Below are 15,237 nucleotides of genomic sequence, written 5' to 3'. Positions count from 1 at the left end.
AAACTCAAATTAAGATAAAAAAACGATAAAAAAATCTAGAAAATATCTGTATTGACTTAAAAATAAGATAAAAAAGTAAAATACCGATTATATTTTTATAGCTAAACGCTATTTAATGTTTAAAATGAAACTCTAGAGAGTGCAGTCTATCTGGTCGCTATGTTCCAATTTATTCACCAACAAAAAGATTTTGAAAATGTCTTGGCATTAATGAGTCAAAACAGCATCTATGGTTTAGATACCGAGTTTATTAAGGTCGATACGCTTTGGCCTAAATTGGGTGTATTCCAAATTAATGTCAATAATCAGGTCTATTTACTAGATGGCACTTCGCTCAATTTGACTGCTTTTTGGGAAAAACTGTTTCAGGCGCAGCAAAATATTTTTCATGCCTGCGGTGAAGATATTGATTTAATTTATCATTATGCACAGCAAAAAAACTTAGATAATGTTTTTGATACGCAGGTCGGCATGTCATTTTTAGGACATGGCTTGCAAGTCAGCTATCAAAACGCTTTAAAAACTATGCTGAATGTTGATATTGATAAAGGGCAGACTCGTTCAGACTGGCTGGCACGTCCCTTATCCGATGAGCAATTGAATTATGCGGCCAATGATGTGCTGTATTTAATGCAGTTGGCAGACAAAGTACAAAGTGATTTAAAACAGCAGCATTTACTCGATTTTGTGAAGGAAGATTGCCGTCATCTAACTCAGGAAATTGGTGAAGAAACACCAATTGAGCTGCTGTATCAAGATATTGGTAATTACCGTCATTCACGTCGTCAGCTTATGCAATTGCAGCAATTGGCTGTTTGGCGTGAACAAATGGTCAAGGCGCTGAATCAGCCACGTAGTTTTATTTTGCGTAATTCTAGTATGTTGGATTTAGTTGAAAAAAATCCACGTAATTCATTCCAACTGAGTGGAATTAAAGATTTACGTCCGCATATTGTGCGTGAGCATGGTAAAACTATTTTGGATTTAATCAAATACCTGCCTGATCAATCTCAATGGCCACTGCGTTTAGCCCGTCCAATCCGCCATTCCTCTAAAGATGTCAGTGATAATATGGATCGGGTGATTCAGGCTGCGGTTCAGGAAACTCAAATTCCGAAAGAAGTGTTGTTGCGTAAAAAGTGGCTGAATGCTTTGTATCAGCATGTGGTATTTCATAACGATGAACAAGACCTACCAAATTACTTGTTGGGCTGGCGTTATGAATTGCTGACCAAGCCGTTAATTGACGTGTTGCATGCCGATGAGCGCTATTTGTCTGGTCAAATGAAAGTGGCTGAATAAAGACTTTCTGAATTAAACCCTAGTTAATGGTGGTGAATCTGTCATTAACTATGGCCATCCATACAAACTTAGACCAATGCGTTAATAATGGTTAATGTATCTCGGTTTTTTTTGTTGTATCCTTTGCCTGAGTTTTTAGAGTTTTGTTGTTTATGCACTGTTCAATTTATAAATCGAGCAAAAAAGATGAGATGTATTTGTACATCGCCCGTCCAGAGCAAACTGAAGAGTTTAATCCACTAGATGCCTTACCCGAAGCAATGCGCAGCGCATTTGGTCGTGCGACTTTTGTGATGGATTTACAATTGTCTGAAAGCCGTAAATTGGCACGTGTGAATGTTTTACACGTTATGGATTCAATTCAAACTCGTGGTTTCTTTATTCAAGTACCGCCAGAAGGTTTAATTAATCCAAATGCCGTAGAACCAGAAGGTTTACGCGGTGCATAACCTTTGTTCAGGAGTTGAGAAATGAATAGTGTTATGACTGCGTTGGCATCAATTCCTGAAACTGCAATTGCGATTGCTGTTTACTTGCTTGGCAGCGCCATAATTTTGTGGTGCTGGTATGCAATTGCCAAGCGTTTGCCAAATCCATTGGGTGGCATAACTTGGATTATGCTGTTTGCGATTTTACTAACGCCAACTGTATCTGAAGGTAGTAACGCGGCTCTTGCTCCTGCCATTTTTGGACTTCTTTTTGGTGTATTGACCAAAGAAATGCCATTGGTTTGGGCAAATTTATCTGCCATTTTATTTGTGATCGGTCTTGGCTTATTGATCGGTTATTTTTGGTCTAAATACCGTTTAAAACAAAGCACCTATACTGCCAAGAAAAAGACCTCACCATTGTAACTAAAAAAATTAAGGTAAAATCATGTCTGTTGATACACAACAATTCTCTGGTACAGATCAGTACATTGCGACTGATAGCTTAAAACTTGCGGTAAAAGCCGCACGTGCGCTGCAAAAACCTCTGCTGGTTAAAGGAGAGCCGGGTACAGGTAAAACCTTATTGGCTGAGCAGGTGGCTCAAAGTCTGGGTTTGAAACTGATTACGTGGCACATTAAATCGACCACCAAAGCGCAACAAGGTTTATATGAATATGATGCGGTGTCACGTTTACGTGATAGCCAGTTAGGCGATGACCGCGTCTATGATATTAAAAACTACATTAAGCCTGGAAAGTTGTGGGAAGCATTTACCAGCGAAGAACGCTGTGTGTTGTTGATTGATGAAATTGACAAGGCAGATATTGAGTTTCCAAACGACTTGTTGCATGAACTTGATAAAATGTCATTTTACGTTTATGAAACGGGCGAAACCATTACTGCAACACAACGTCCGATTGTAATCATCACCTCAAATAATGAAAAAGAACTCCCAGACGCTTTTTTACGTCGTTGTTTCTTCCATTATATTGATTTCCCAGATGAAGCTACGATGCGCGATATTATCGATGTGCATTTTCCAAATATTTCAGGCACTTTGGTATCCGAAGCTTTGCAAGTATTCTTTAAACTACGCCAAGTTCCGGGTCTTAAGAAGCCACCATCGACCTCTGAATTGATTGACTGGCTCAGCTTGCTTATGGCAGATGATATGCCAGAAGACATTTTGCGTAATAGCGATAAAAGCAAGGCCATTCCTCCTTTATATGGTGCGCTCATTAAAAACGAACAAGATGTGCAATTGCTTGAGCGTTTAGCCTTTATGTCACGCCGTTAAGGAGTACATCGCCATGTTCGTGCGCTTGTTTTACACCTTGCGTCGTTACGGTGTGCCTGTGAGCACACGTGAATTGATTGACTTAAATCAAGCAGTGGCTTCAGGTTTGGTGTTTGCAGATCAGGACGAGTTCTATCAATTAGTCAAAACGGTCATGGTCAAAGATGAGCGATTCTTTGACAAATTTGACCGTGCCATGAAAGATTATTTTGATGGTATTTCAACATTTGATCTAGATGATTTGCTGAACCAAGTTCATCAATTACCCAAAGACTGGTTTGATTTAGAGTTGCTTGAAAAGCATCTTACGCCAGAGCAGCGTGAAGAACTGAAAAAAGCAGGATCATTAGAAGAACTGATGAAAATGCTAGAAGAGCGCTTGCGTGAACAGCATAAAAAGCATCAGGGTGGCAACCGTATGATTGGTACGGGCGGCACATCACCTTTTGGGGCTTATGGTGACCATCCTGAAGGTGTACGTATTGGTGGGCCAGGACGTAAGCGCTCTGCAGTTAAAGTTTGGGAACAGCGTCAATACCGTAATTTGGATGATGAACAGATTTTAGGTACACGGCAAATGCAACTGGCTTTGCGCCGTTTACGCAAGTTTGCCCGTCAAGGTGCAGCGGAAGAGCTAGATATAGATGGCACCATCCGTGAAACTGCAAAGCAGGGCATTTTAGATGTGCAATTGGTACCCGAACGCCGCAATCGTGTCAAAGTATTGATGCTGTTTGATGTAGGCGGCTCTATGGATGCTCACATTGCCCAATGTGAAAAACTGTTTAGCGCAGCTAAAACTGAATTTAAAACCCTCGAATATTTTTATTTCCATAACTGCTTATATGACTATGTTTGGAAAGACAATTTGCGTCGTAGCAGTACCCGTATGAACACGTGGGATTTATTGAATACCTATGGACGCGACTATCGGGTAATTGTGGTGGGTGATGCCAGTATGGCACCTTACGAGTTAAATTCGATTGGTGGTTCGGTGGAGTATATGAATGATGAAGCAGGGCAAGTTTGGTTACAGCGTCTGCGTCAGCATTTTGAAAAAACCGCATGGCTCAACCCAGAGCAGGAAGGTTATTGGCAATACACCCATACTATTGGTTTAATTAAACAAATTTTTGAACATCATATGTATCCAATGACTTTAAAAGGCATTGAAGATATGACTAAATATTTGGCGCGTTAAGCGTCATTTTCGTCAATATCACTCAACTATTGAGTGATTGTTAGGCGAAGACTAAGTAAGTACAGACACGATAGGCAACGTGAATTTCAATCTGAGGGGATCGATATGGATCATCAAATCAATGGCATCGCATTACCGAATGAAGAAGGTTTTTTCGGGCAATATGGCGGGCAGTTTATTCCACCGCATTTAAAAGAAGCCATGGATGAAATTAACGTTGCTTATGAGGAAATTCGTAAAACGGTAGAATTTCAGAATGAATTAAAAGATTTGTTTACTCACTATGTTGGTCGTCCAAGTCCTTTATTCTATGCCAAGCGTTTATCTGAACAGTTAGGTGGTGCGCAAATTTATTTAAAGCGTGAAGATTTAAACCATACTGGCGCACATAAAATTAACCATTGTTTGGGCGAGGCATTACTGGCCAAATATATGGGTAAAACCAAAGTCATTGCCGAAACAGGTGCAGGGCAGCACGGAGTAGCCTTGGCGACGGCATGTGCGTTGGTGGGTATTCCGTGTGAAATTCACATGGGACAGGTCGATATTGAAAAAGAACACCCGAATGTGGTGAAAATGAAAATTCTAGGTGCCAACCTGATTTCAGTAACCCGCGGCACAGCCACTTTAAAAGATGCAGTGGACAGCGCTTTTGAAGAATATTTAAAAGACCCAAAAAACTTTATTTATGCGATTGGTTCTGTGGTTGGGCCACACCCATTTCCAAAAATGGTGCGTGATTTCCAATCTATTATTGGTGATGAAATTAAACTACAAAGCCAAGAGCGTTTTGGTGTAAACCCAGATTATATCGTCGCGTGTGTGGGTGGTGGTTCAAACGCAGTGGGTGCATTTACTGCTTTCTTAAATGATGCAGAAGTGAAACTTGTGGGTGTTGAACCTGCAGGGCATGGTTTAGATACAGATCAACACTCTGCAACTCTAACTTTGGGTAAACCAGGCCAGCTTCACGGTATGGCGTGTTATGTACTTGAAGATGAACATGGTGAGCCATTGCCAGTGCACTCTATTGCCTCTGGTTTGGACTATCCGGGTGTAGGGCCACAACATAGCTTCTTAAAAGACATTGGCCGTGTGGAATATTCAACAGCGACAGACCAAGAATGTCTTGATGCCTTTATGACCTTGTCACGAGTAGAAGGTATTGTACCTGCATTAGAAAGTTCACATGCGGTGGCATGGGCATTACGTGAAGCACCTAAAATGGCGAAAGATGTGAAAATTGTAGTGAATCTTTCAGGTCGTGGCGACAAAGACTCTGACTATGTGGCAGAGAAACTTGGTCTAAACTAATTACTTGGCCTATTAAAAACGCCTAAACTTTTAAAGTTTAGGCGTTTTTGTTTGGGTAATTTTTTAGAAGGCTAAAGCTTAGCTCGCAATATATTGTTGTAGTTGGTCAATCAGTTTACGTTGATCATCCATAGTGGCTTTTACCAAGTCACCAATTGAAACTAGCCCCACTAATTGTTCATTTTCCAAAACAGGTAAGTGACGTAAGTGGTGATCAGTAATCAGGCTTAGACATTCTTCAACACTGGTGTTTTTGGTTACAGTCAAAACTTTTGCCGTCATAATTTCGCTCACCGTCGTGCCTTTAGAGGTTCGCTCCATCAAAATGACTTTACGGGTGTAATCACGTTCAGACAATATGCCAACCACATGCTGGTTTTGATCGGTCACTACCAAAGCACCAATACCTTTATCTGCCATGAGGCTAATTGCTTCTAAAACGGTTGCTTCTGGGTGGATTGTGTAAATTTCGTGATGTGCTTTATCTTGTAAAACGTGAGTTACCTTGGTCATATTATGTGTCCTGTTTTTTGTTTATTGTTTGACTTTTAAAGTAACGTGAATTGTAAAAATTGCAAATACTTTAGAGTCACAATCGTTGATTTTTACGTCAATTCTATCCTGTTTAGATTTAAGCAATATTTAAAATGGGCTGATTAAAAAAGAAATGTTTCATTTGCGATGTGGTCAATTTTATCTTTTGACTCGATGAACCATACAGCGTAGGGGTAACATTTAAACGGGTGAGCGTAGGCAATAAAAAGGTTTCAAAATCCTGTGCAGAAATTTTGCGTGGGCTGTATTGTGGCCAGTGTTTTGCTGCATATTTATTGGCTTGAACCGCATTTAACCAAAAAGGGAAAATATAATCATCGTGATCTGAACTCATTGCCCAGCCTTGATGATACAGCCCCCAAAGTACACCACAATACATCATTGATTTTAATAGTGTAATTTTAAGAAAAAAGTCCTTGGGTAAGGGCTGAAGTTGGCTAATCTGATTCATAATCAAGTAGTGTTGTAAAATTTGGCTATATTGTAAAAAGAATTGATGAATATACCGTTTAAGCTTTGCGTAAAATCGTAAACAAATATGTATGAAATATAAATTGAAAAAAATAGGGTCAAAAAAAACGCCACCTAAGTGACGTTTTATTATGCTTGCATGGTGGCCATGTTTTGCCAATACTGTGCTTTAAGTGAATCACGTTCTACACGGAAGCCTTGATAATACAGTTCTGCCAAGAACATTGCTGCTTTACCATGTCCTGCGCGTGCAGCCTCTTCCAGTTGTTTAACAGCGTCTTGGAAGTTCATTTGTGAATGAATGGTGTTTACCGCATTTGCATAAACATGCTCTAAGTCATGATGAGAGATTGCTTGAATCATATTAAACTCCTTATTCTAATTATGATTACTTATATAAGCCTACCTTTTAGGCTTCATATCAATTTAACGCTTTAATGTTAAACTAATATTACAATTCGTTTGAATTGTCAAATAATTATCGGGTCTATTTTTCTTATTTCAAGTTTACATGATTAAACATTGATCAGGTTTCTTTTTGATTACTATAAAGCTGTAAGCACAGAAAAAAGGAGAATAACATGACAAATACGATAGACGGGTTTGCTTTTGATGTACCTCCACTGGCAACACAAATTGTGGATTTGGCGCACCATCACCGTAAAAAATTAGATGAAGCGATTTTTCGGCGTGATGTGCATTTGGGTGAATATTGCTTGGCACAACGCAAACGTGTCGCAGATTTTGCCAAGACATTAGATCGGGAAGACCGTATCGCATTTTATCGTGCTTATGATGGTGAGCTGCTGCGCATAGCAGATGAAGATGAGTTACATCCTGCAGAGGCAGAAGCAGGACTAAGCATTTTTGCTATTTTCCTTGTACTGGCCATCATTGCTTTGGTTTTATACTTTGCTGTGATTCGCGGAACAATCGGTTAGTAAAGAGTGACGTTATTATAAATCAGGCTCAATTTTTACCGTGATGGTACAGTAAAAATTGAGCTGTTTAACTTGTGCATCGAACAAGCGCAGCCTACACTAGCGCTATTAGAGGTAGGTCATGCACAACGCAATTCAAAAAACTATTCAATTTATTTCTCAACTTAAACTCGAGCAAATTTATAACATTCTGATTGTAGTGATTATCTGCATCATCTTTGTTTTGGCGAGTTTTGCACTTTATCGCCCAGTTGGTGTACAACAGTTTCATAATGTGCAGCGTCTTGCACAGCAATCTATATATGCCAACACTCAAGACATGGCGATGCTTTTATTGCAGCAACCACAAATTCGTTATGTGCATTATTTAAAGTTGATGCAGGCACACCAAGTTGAAAAAGACCGTGCTCAACAACTGCCTGCTTTGGCACAAGAGTAAACTCAGCAAGTCCACTCTTATGTGTTCGTATTCAAAGTTTTGCAGCTAATATTCTGAAAAGCTTAGTTCATCATGGGTTGCGTACTTGTATTTTTAGCTTGAACTGTTTTGGGCAAAAGGTTTTGTTGTAGCATTTTTTCCAATGTTGTTTTGTCTAAGTGCTCACTGACAATGATCAAGGTTAAACGGTCTGGGTGTATATGCTTTTGCAGCGCACGGTGCACATCTTCAGCACTAATATTTGCCACTTGCTGCGCATAATCACCTAAGTAATTAGCAGGTAACTGATAAAAACCAATATGCCCAAGTTGCGCATTAATATTGGCATTGCTGCTGTATTGATTCGGAAAAGCGCGGATTAAACCCGCCTTGGTTTCTTGCAGTTGTTTAGCATCTATCGGTTGTTGTACAAAATTAATCAGTGCTTGATGCGCTACTTGAATGCTTTCAAGCAACTGATCTTGACGCGTAGCATAGCCTATGCTAAATAATCCAGTCGCTTGAGTAAAACGAAACGAACTACTGACAGCATACGTTAGACCACGTTTTACCCGTAATTCTTTCATTAAAATTGAGTTGAAACCGCCACTGCCTAACATTCGATTGGCAATTTCCAAAGCTAAATAATCAGGGTCATCACGAGTGGTCGCTAGCTGTGCGATACTGACATGCGCTTGTTGTGAGCGGTATGGAATATGCTGAATGTTAAATGTGCTTGCAGCTACGGGTAGGGGCAGTGCGGCGGCGGCTTCACCTTGTGCTATATGTAAGCTGATACGATTCGCCAATTTTTCTGCTTCTTTTAAATTTAATTTGCCTGTAATGGCAATATTCATATTCTGCGCAACTAAAAACTGATCTCTAAATTTCTGTAAATGTTGGGGTTGAATCCGTTTAATGCTGCCATTGGTTCCTGTAATCGGTTCAGCGTAGGGATGTTTAGCATAAATTGCACGATACAGACGAATATTCATTAAACGGCTTGGGTTTTCTCGAAGTTGTTTTTGACCAATTTGAGTATTGGATACAACACGCTGAATATTTGAGGGTTCAAAGGTTGCGTGTTTTAACAGCGCGAGCATCATTTCAACGGCAAGGTGCATTTTATCTGGGTCAGACAGCGTTCTTAGACGCACCACAAGCATATCCCGATATGCTGTTGCACTAAACCGAGCACCAACGTTTTCAAAAGTGCTTGCAACCTCTTGTGCAGTATATCGTGGCGTACCTTCATCTATAAGTTGCGCTGCCATATTGGCAAGCCCATACAGCCCAGATTCAACTTCGCCATCTCGTGCGGAACCCGCATTAAAGGTCAATTGAATATCTACCATTGGTAATGCAGTATTTTCTACAAATAGGCTACGTGCTTGTTTTCGAGTTCTAAAATCGTGTACCTGTGGTGCGTGGGCATTTGGTAATTCATTCACCGCATTTAAGCTGTGCAATAGATTTTGTGATTGTAAAGGTGCAACCAAACTGGTTTCTGAAAACTCATGTGGCGCAGTTGTGGCAACATCTATTTCCATCGCGAATGTGGCAAATGGCACGCTAAGTCCTAAGGTGAAAATAAAAGAATGAAATACACGATTTTTCATGAATATGACCGTTTAAGGATTAGCGTTTGTGGTGCTATTTTTAGGTAGTAAATATAGCGTGCTCAGGTTGTCTTTAATCAAGTAATGCCTAGCAACCCGTTGCAGGTCTTCTGCGGTAATTGCCTGAAATTGTTGTGGTAGTGCATCCATTAATTTATGGTTTAAACCATTCACTTCTAAGTTGCCAATCATGCGAGCCTGTCCTGCAAGATCATCCTGACTATAAACCCAATTGGCAATAAACTTAGTGATCACTCGTTCAATTTCTTTTTGCTGTACAAGTTCTTGTTTGAGCAACTCAATTTCTTGCTGAATAGCTGCTTGCGCCTCATTTAACTCAATGCCTGCTGCGGGTAACGCAGAAATACTAAATAAACTATCGCCACGTTGGTATGGGTCGTAACTGATGCTGACTGAGGTTAAGACTTTATGTTCCCGCACTAAGCGCTGTTCTAAACGTGAAGTAATGCCACCATCCAATAGTTGTTTAATAATGCTAAGCGCATAGGCATCTTGAGGTTTTTTGACTGTAGCTAAAGAGCCGACATTCCAAGCCATATATAAGTTAGGTACTTGTACGGAGCTATTCAGCTCCATGTGACGATAACCCAACTGCTCAAACTCTAAAACATCATTACGTGGTGGAAGAGGAGCGGCATCAATATCGCCAAAGTATTTTTGCACTTGCAACAAGGCGGCTTGGGTTTCCACATCACCCACAATTACTAAAATTGCATTATTGGGGCGATACCATTTTTTGTACCAGTCCTTTAAATCCTGCAATTGAATATTTTGCAGATTTTTCATGTGTCCAATAATCGGTTGGCGATAATGACTGGTCAGATAAGCAATCCATTTAAAGCGTTCAAATGCCATGGCTCGAGGATTATCATCGGTACGTTGGCGTCGTTCTTCCATTACCACTCTAATTTCAGGTTCAAAATCTTGCTGACGTAGTAATAGGTTACTCATTCTATCCGCTTCAAGTTCTAGGGCTAAAGGAAAATAGGCTTTGGGATAGAGTTGATAATATTGGGTGTAATTTGTGAAAGTAGATGCATTGACACTACCACCATAAATACGACTTAAACGGGTGAATTCATCATTCGGGACTTTGGCTGTACCTTTAAACATCATGTGTTCTAAAACATGTGAAATGCCCAAAAGGTTGCCAGACTCATCACTACTACCAACCTTGTACCAAATTTGTGTCATTACCATCGGTGCACGGTGATCTTCACGAATAATCACTTTTAAGCCATTACTCAGCGTGGTTTCAAAGCTTGGCTGTCTGGTTTGAATAGGCGTATCTGCGTGACTCATTGAAAGTGCTGCACTGAAGAGCAAAAGACAAACAGACTTAATAGGCAATCGGAACATGGCAGCAAGTTTAGCAACAGTTGTAACCCTATCTTTCAGAAATTAAAGCGCAAAGGCAAGGCCTGCTTGCTGCAATTTTGTATGTGGCTATGTGATTGCAATGCAAAGTAAAAGCGTTTGGTTTATGATAGAATCCGATTTTTTAACGCAATGCTTTACAAGGATTCGGCATGCAACAGCAATCTAATGGGCAAAATAAATTTTTGATTGATGCTGATATCGGAGATGATGATGTCACGTTACCAAACTTACCTGCGGTAAATGTTCCGATTGTTGAAACAACACCTGTACAAGCAGAAGTTTCTGAACCTGTCGCTGCAGATGACTCTGCTATGACTGAAACGCCAGCAAAAGGTGGTTTTTTCAGTCGTATGAAAGAAGGTCTGACCAAAACCCGTAAAAACTTTGCCGATGGTATGGTCAATATTCTGATTGGCGGTAAAGAAATTGATGACGAGTTATTGGAAGAAGTTGAAGAACAGCTTCTGGTTGCAGATATTGGTGTAGATGCGACCAAAACGATTATTGCCAATTTGACTGAACGTACTGCGCGTGGCGATCTGATTTATTCACATTCTTTATATAAAGCACTACAAGAAGAATTGGTGGCTTTGCTTGCGCCACGCGTAAAACCATTACATATTGACCCGAATAAAACACCGTATGTAATTTTAGTCGTGGGTGTAAATGGTGTAGGTAAAACGACAACCATTGGTAAACTGGCAAAACGCCTACAAGGTGAAGGTAAAAAAGTTATGCTGGCGGCAGGTGATACTTTCCGTGCAGCAGCGACTGAGCAATTACAAATTTGGGGCGAACGTAACGATGTTGCTGTAGTTGCACAGGGTCACGGTGCAGACAGTGCTTCAGTTATTTTTGATGCTTTTGAGAGCGCACGAGCTAAAGGTATTGATGTACTGATTGCAGATACCGCAGGTCGTTTGCACAATAAAAGCAACTTGATGCAAGAATTGACCAAAGTAAAACGTGTGATGCAAAAAATTGATGCAACAGCACCACATGAAGTGATGTTGGTGGTTGATGCAGGCACAGGTCAAAATGCCATTAACCAAGTTGAAATGTTTGATGAAGCAGTAGGCTTGACAGGAATTACCATTACTAAGCTAGATGGTACAGCAAAAGGCGGTGTGTTATTTAACATTGCAAGTCGTACGCATGTGCCTATTCGTTTTATTGGTGTAGGTGAAAAAATTGATGACTTGCGTCCATTCTCAGCAAAATCATTTGTAGCAGCACTTTTTGAAACCGAGAAATAAGAATCTTAGAAACAAGATTTTTGAACACATAGTATAAAATGCTATGTGTTTCACATAAACTCCGCAAAATGCGGAGTTTGTTGTTTTTAGCGGGTTTAAGTGTTGTAAAAAGCAACATCTAAAAAATACGAATGTGAATAAATCCACAGGAGTCTATATAGAATAAGAAAAAATATTCGCTTGTTTTAATTGATTTTTTGGGGAAGTTAAAATGACATTGCTAAATAAAATTGGTCATGTGCTTACAGCAGATATCACCAAAGATTTTAAACTCAAGAAAAAACTAATTCAGGATGGCCTTGAGCTAACTTTCATTGATCAATTAAAAAAACGCCGTAGTATTTATGCTTTAGGAAAACGTATTCATTATAGTCAAACCTATATGACTGAGTTAATTCAGGAAGCGGTGCGTAGTTGTCCATCTGCACATCATTCACAAAGTACACGTGTGGTGATCTTATTTTCTGAATCACATCAAAAATTTTGGAGCATTGTGCAGGACGTACAGCGTCAATTGGTACCCGAACAGATTTTTGCAGGTACGAAAATGAAAATTGAACAATGTGCTGCTGCTTTTGGTACGGTACTGTTTTATGAAGATCAGCAAGTGATTCGTCAGTTACAAAAGAAAGTACCCTTTAATGCAGCAGAGTTTCCAATTTGGTCTGAGCAAACTTCAGGCATGGCGCAGTTTGCAGTGTGGACGGCTTTAGCTGACTCAGGTATTGGCGCATCACTACAACACTATAACCCGAACATAGATCTTGCTGTGGCTGCTCATTTTGATATTCCTGATACTTGGTTGCTGCGTTCACAACTTGTTTTTGGCTCAATTGAAGAACAAGTGCCTGAACGTAGTCATGCACATTATCAAAATCAATTCAAAATTTATGCTTAAACTCATTTGTTTATCATATTGATTTAAATTGAAATAAATTTCTTTTATAGTGATGGTCAGTGTGTTCTATAGGAGCTTGATTTACTAAAGTAGTGCAAACTATTTTGGGGTAATCAGCAGGTATTTGGTAACTTTATAAAACTATAATCGTTCTATACATAAAACACACTGTCGTATTTTTTGTAATGTTTATGCTAAATAAACTGCTTAATATTGCTGTATCAGTGAGTTGCTACCAAAATTCTTAAGAGGAATAAAAAATGTCATTTTTAAATCAATTAGAAAAACGCCGTTCAATCTACGCTATTGGAAAAAATGTTCCTGTAGATCAAGCAACGATTGAAAACACAATCAAGCAAGCGGTTCGTTTGAGTCCATCAGCATTTAACTCACAGTCTTCACGTGTAGTGACTTTATACGGTGCATCACATACTCAGTTCTGGAATATTGTTTTAGAAACTTTACGCAAAATGGTTCCTGCAGAAGCTTTTGCAAATACCGAAGCAAAAATTAACAGCTTTGCTGCAGGTTTTGGTACAGCATTGTTCTACGAAGATCAAAATGTTGTAAAAGCCTTGCAAGAGCAGTTCCCACTTTATGCAGATAACTTCCCAGTTTGGTCAGAACATTCAACTGGTATTGCTCAAGTTGCAGTATGGACTGCATTAGCTGAAATCAATGTAGGTGCATCATTACAGCACTACAACCCAATTGTAGATGAAGAAGTGGCACAAACTTTTGAAATTCCTGCGAATTGGAAGCTACGTGGCCAATTGGTATTCGGTTCAATTGAAGCACCTGCAGGCGAAAAAACATTTATGGATGATGCAGAGCGTTTTAAAACTTTTAACTAAGCTTTAAGCCTTTTCAATCCATAAGTAAAAGTAGGGTGATCATTCATCCTACTTTTTTATTTTTAAGCATTGTCAAAAATATGAATGGAATGTAAGGGGGGGATTTAAAAGTCACATTTACATGAAAATTACAGGGATTACTTGCTGTCATAAAACTGTCATTTATACATTGCATAGTGCAATCAAACTTTCATAAATGATATCGAGTGAAAAATGACGTTAAAACTTGGTGTGGCGGGTCTAGCATTAATGGCTTGCAGTTCAGTATTTTCAGCAGTCACTATTTCTGTTCCTGAAGAAATTAAATTGCTGGCTGTGAATGATCAGGAAGTACGAGCAGGCTTATTCCGTTCTGCGCAGCAAGTGAAAGTGAATGCAGGCGAAAATACAATTAACTTGCGTTATCAGCAATATTTTGAACATCATAATGGCGCACACGATATTTTAAAATCGGGTGTGATTCAGCTTAAAACACCAGTGTTGCAAGATGGTGAGAACTATCGACTCGTTTTAGTGAATCCACCAAAAGACTTTGAAGCAGCTAAAGAATTTAAAGATCAACCGACTGTGGGCTTATATAATCAAAAAAATCAATTATTGGTTCAACAAACGGGTGCTAAAGCAAGCACAGGTTCGTGGTTAAGTGGTAGTTTGTTTGGCAAAACCGTAGATGCAACTGATCATACGCAAGCACCGGCCAATCAACCTGCGGCTGTTTATACAACTGCCGCTGTCTTAGCTACAGAAAACACACCTTCAGTTAAGACTGCACAGAAGCCACAAGGCAAAGAACAGCAACTTATACAAATTTGGCAGCAGGCCAATAAGGCTGAGCGACAAAAATTTATGTCGTGGCTTGCAGAACAGGCAAACTAATTTAAATTTACAACCAGTTCAACAGAACTGGTTGTTTTCTACTATGGGCTAAAAAGAATTTATTTGAAAAACCAATTCAAATCACATAAAAATTTAACCTAAAAGAAGAAATACATGATAAAACTATTAAATACGCCTAAAGTTTAGGCGAGTGATACTTTTTTTCAAAAAAACCTAAAAAACATATTGCGTCTATTTGAAAACTGTATAGAATACGCAGCACACCAACGCAACGTTGTTTGAGTTGGGCTGTTATTGACGAAATAACAGCAAGATCATTAAGAGATTATGAAGAACAACTTGTGTGGATTTTTACTGATTGATTGATCGAAATATTATCATTGATTGATTGGTTTAAATTACTCGAAGTTTATTTGAGCGAAATTTAAGTCAGAAAATTGAT

17 protein-coding genes are annotated in these 15,237 nt (G+C 39.3%); 12 read left to right on the top strand and 5 right to left on the bottom strand.

All coding sequences use genetic code 11. The annotated features are described in order from the left end of the window. Positions 1 to 159: 159 nt before the first annotated feature. The 6 genes from HHA43_RS05820 to trpB all read left to right on the top strand — a co-directional run bounded on the left by HHA43_RS05820 (position 160) and on the right by trpB (position 5,545). Complete coding sequence (locus HHA43_RS05820; protein ID WP_168542042.1) at positions 160 to 1,302, top strand: ribonuclease D; 1,143 nt, start codon at positions 160 to 162, stop codon at positions 1,300 to 1,302. A 152-nt stretch (positions 1,303 to 1,454) separates the two neighbouring features. Further along, positions 1,455 to 1,751: a YcgL domain-containing protein gene (locus HHA43_RS05815; protein ID WP_168419061.1), complete on the top strand. Its 297-nt coding sequence runs from the start codon at positions 1,455 to 1,457 to the stop codon at positions 1,749 to 1,751. Between the two features lie 21 nt (positions 1,752 to 1,772). Further along, positions 1,773 to 2,156: a hypothetical protein gene (locus HHA43_RS05810; protein ID WP_168460337.1), complete on the top strand. Its 384-nt coding sequence runs from the start codon at positions 1,773 to 1,775 to the stop codon at positions 2,154 to 2,156. Positions 2,157 to 2,178: 22 nt separating this feature from the next. Beyond that, on the top strand, positions 2,179 to 3,030 hold the full coding sequence (locus HHA43_RS05805) for an AAA family ATPase (RefSeq protein WP_168419063.1): 852 nt from the start codon (positions 2,179 to 2,181) through the stop codon (positions 3,028 to 3,030). Between the two features lie 13 nt (positions 3,031 to 3,043). Then, a complete protein-coding gene (locus HHA43_RS05800) occupies positions 3,044 to 4,231 on the top strand; it encodes a vWA domain-containing protein (RefSeq protein WP_168419064.1) in 1,188 nt (395 codons plus the stop codon). Between the two features lie 105 nt (positions 4,232 to 4,336). Beyond that, positions 4,337 to 5,545, top strand: a complete 1,209-nt coding sequence (trpB, locus tag HHA43_RS05795) for a tryptophan synthase subunit beta (protein ID WP_168419065.1) — start codon at positions 4,337 to 4,339, stop codon at positions 5,543 to 5,545. 78 nt (positions 5,546 to 5,623) lie between these two features. Here trpB and HHA43_RS05790 read toward each other — a convergent pair whose 3' ends face one another. From HHA43_RS05790 to HHA43_RS05780, 3 genes are all read right to left on the bottom strand, one after another. After that, the gene (locus tag HHA43_RS05790; protein ID WP_168419066.1) at positions 5,624 to 6,058 is read right to left on the bottom strand and encodes a CBS domain-containing protein; all 435 of its coding nucleotides are present in this window, start codon (positions 6,056 to 6,058) and stop codon (positions 5,624 to 5,626) included. Between the two features lie 118 nt (positions 6,059 to 6,176). After that, positions 6,177 to 6,551, bottom strand: coding sequence for a DUF2750 domain-containing protein (locus tag HHA43_RS05785; protein WP_168419067.1), 375 nt, complete (start codon positions 6,549 to 6,551; stop codon positions 6,177 to 6,179). A 149-nt stretch (positions 6,552 to 6,700) separates the two neighbouring features. Continuing rightward, positions 6,701 to 6,934, bottom strand: coding sequence for a hypothetical protein (locus HHA43_RS05780; protein WP_168419068.1), 234 nt, complete (start codon positions 6,932 to 6,934; stop codon positions 6,701 to 6,703). A 218-nt stretch (positions 6,935 to 7,152) separates the two neighbouring features. Here HHA43_RS05780 and HHA43_RS05775 point away from each other — a divergent pair, with 218 nt between their 5' ends. Together HHA43_RS05775 and HHA43_RS05770 are read left to right on the top strand one after the other, a co-directional pair. After that, the gene (locus HHA43_RS05775; RefSeq protein WP_168419069.1) at positions 7,153 to 7,512 is read left to right on the top strand and encodes a hypothetical protein; all 360 of its coding nucleotides are present in this window, start codon (positions 7,153 to 7,155) and stop codon (positions 7,510 to 7,512) included. Positions 7,513 to 7,633: 121 nt separating this feature from the next. Then, positions 7,634 to 7,951 (top strand): hypothetical protein, encoded by a 318-nt coding sequence (locus HHA43_RS05770; protein WP_168419070.1) that lies wholly within the window; start codon positions 7,634 to 7,636, stop codon positions 7,949 to 7,951. A 62-nt stretch (positions 7,952 to 8,013) separates the two neighbouring features. Here HHA43_RS05770 and HHA43_RS05765 read toward each other — a convergent pair whose 3' ends face one another. After that, the gene (locus HHA43_RS05765; RefSeq protein WP_228284159.1) at positions 8,014 to 9,549 is read right to left on the bottom strand and encodes a M16 family metallopeptidase; all 1,536 of its coding nucleotides are present in this window, start codon (positions 9,547 to 9,549) and stop codon (positions 8,014 to 8,016) included. Between the two features lie 12 nt (positions 9,550 to 9,561). Further along, positions 9,562 to 10,872 carry a M16 family metallopeptidase gene (locus HHA43_RS05760; RefSeq protein WP_228284158.1) on the bottom strand — a complete coding sequence of 437 codons (1,311 nt, stop codon included), beginning with the start codon at positions 10,870 to 10,872 and terminating at the stop codon, positions 9,562 to 9,564. A gap of 227 nt (positions 10,873 to 11,099) precedes the next feature. Here HHA43_RS05760 and ftsY point away from each other — a divergent pair, with 227 nt between their 5' ends. From ftsY to HHA43_RS05740, 4 genes are all read left to right on the top strand, one after another. Then, positions 11,100 to 12,206 carry a signal recognition particle-docking protein FtsY gene (ftsY, locus tag HHA43_RS05755; RefSeq protein WP_168542038.1) on the top strand — a complete coding sequence of 369 codons (1,107 nt, stop codon included), beginning with the start codon at positions 11,100 to 11,102 and terminating at the stop codon, positions 12,204 to 12,206. A gap of 211 nt (positions 12,207 to 12,417) precedes the next feature. Then, positions 12,418 to 13,104 carry a nitroreductase family protein gene (locus tag HHA43_RS05750; protein WP_168542036.1) on the top strand — a complete coding sequence of 229 codons (687 nt, stop codon included), beginning with the start codon at positions 12,418 to 12,420 and terminating at the stop codon, positions 13,102 to 13,104. 260 nt (positions 13,105 to 13,364) lie between these two features. Further along, the gene (locus tag HHA43_RS05745) at positions 13,365 to 13,958 is read left to right on the top strand and encodes a nitroreductase family protein (RefSeq protein WP_168542034.1); all 594 of its coding nucleotides are present in this window, start codon (positions 13,365 to 13,367) and stop codon (positions 13,956 to 13,958) included. A gap of 213 nt (positions 13,959 to 14,171) precedes the next feature. Next, a complete protein-coding gene (locus HHA43_RS05740) occupies positions 14,172 to 14,834 on the top strand; it encodes a DUF2057 domain-containing protein (RefSeq protein ID WP_168460345.1) in 663 nt (220 codons plus the stop codon). Positions 14,835 to 15,237: the final 403 nt, after the last annotated feature.

Source organism: Acinetobacter sp. A2 (genome assembly GCF_012371325.1).
Lineage (GTDB): Bacteria > Pseudomonadota > Gammaproteobacteria > Pseudomonadales > Moraxellaceae > Acinetobacter.
The sequence above is the reverse complement of the archived record's forward strand: the minus strand, read 5'-3'. Positions and strand labels throughout refer to the sequence as shown.

Excerpts from the sequence above, each read along its gene's own strand:
- HHA43_RS05815 (WP_168419061.1), top strand. The coding sequence starts at position 1,455 with ATGCACTGTTCAATTTATAAATCGAGCAAAAAAGATGAGATGTATTTG.
- HHA43_RS05780 (WP_168419068.1), bottom strand. The coding sequence starts at position 6,934 with ATGATTCAAGCAATCTCTCATCATGACTTAGAGCATGTTTATGCAAAT.
- HHA43_RS05790 (WP_168419066.1), bottom strand. The coding sequence starts at position 6,058 with ATGACCAAGGTAACTCACGTTTTACAAGATAAAGCACATCACGAAATT.
- HHA43_RS05805 (WP_168419063.1), top strand. The coding sequence starts at position 2,179 with ATGTCTGTTGATACACAACAATTCTCTGGTACAGATCAGTACATTGCG.
- HHA43_RS05740 (WP_168460345.1), top strand. The coding sequence starts at position 14,172 with ATGACGTTAAAACTTGGTGTGGCGGGTCTAGCATTAATGGCTTGCAGT.
- HHA43_RS05770 (WP_168419070.1), top strand. The coding sequence starts at position 7,634 with ATGCACAACGCAATTCAAAAAACTATTCAATTTATTTCTCAACTTAAA.
- HHA43_RS05765 (WP_228284159.1), bottom strand. The coding sequence starts at position 9,549 with ATGAAAAATCGTGTATTTCATTCTTTTATTTTCACCTTAGGACTTAGC.
- HHA43_RS05800 (WP_168419064.1), top strand. The coding sequence starts at position 3,044 with ATGTTCGTGCGCTTGTTTTACACCTTGCGTCGTTACGGTGTGCCTGTG.
- HHA43_RS05785 (WP_168419067.1), bottom strand. The coding sequence starts at position 6,551 with ATGAATCAGATTAGCCAACTTCAGCCCTTACCCAAGGACTTTTTTCTT.
- HHA43_RS05820 (WP_168542042.1), top strand. The coding sequence starts at position 160 with ATGTTCCAATTTATTCACCAACAAAAAGATTTTGAAAATGTCTTGGCA.
- ftsY (WP_168542038.1), top strand. The coding sequence starts at position 11,100 with ATGCAACAGCAATCTAATGGGCAAAATAAATTTTTGATTGATGCTGAT.
- HHA43_RS05745 (WP_168542034.1), top strand. The coding sequence starts at position 13,365 with ATGTCATTTTTAAATCAATTAGAAAAACGCCGTTCAATCTACGCTATT.
- HHA43_RS05810 (WP_168460337.1), top strand. The coding sequence starts at position 1,773 with ATGAATAGTGTTATGACTGCGTTGGCATCAATTCCTGAAACTGCAATT.
- trpB (WP_168419065.1), top strand. The coding sequence starts at position 4,337 with ATGGATCATCAAATCAATGGCATCGCATTACCGAATGAAGAAGGTTTT.
- HHA43_RS05760 (WP_228284158.1), bottom strand. The coding sequence starts at position 10,872 with ATGAGTCACGCAGATACGCCTATTCAAACCAGACAGCCAAGCTTTGAA.
- HHA43_RS05775 (WP_168419069.1), top strand. The coding sequence starts at position 7,153 with ATGACAAATACGATAGACGGGTTTGCTTTTGATGTACCTCCACTGGCA.
- HHA43_RS05750 (WP_168542036.1), top strand. The coding sequence starts at position 12,418 with ATGACATTGCTAAATAAAATTGGTCATGTGCTTACAGCAGATATCACC.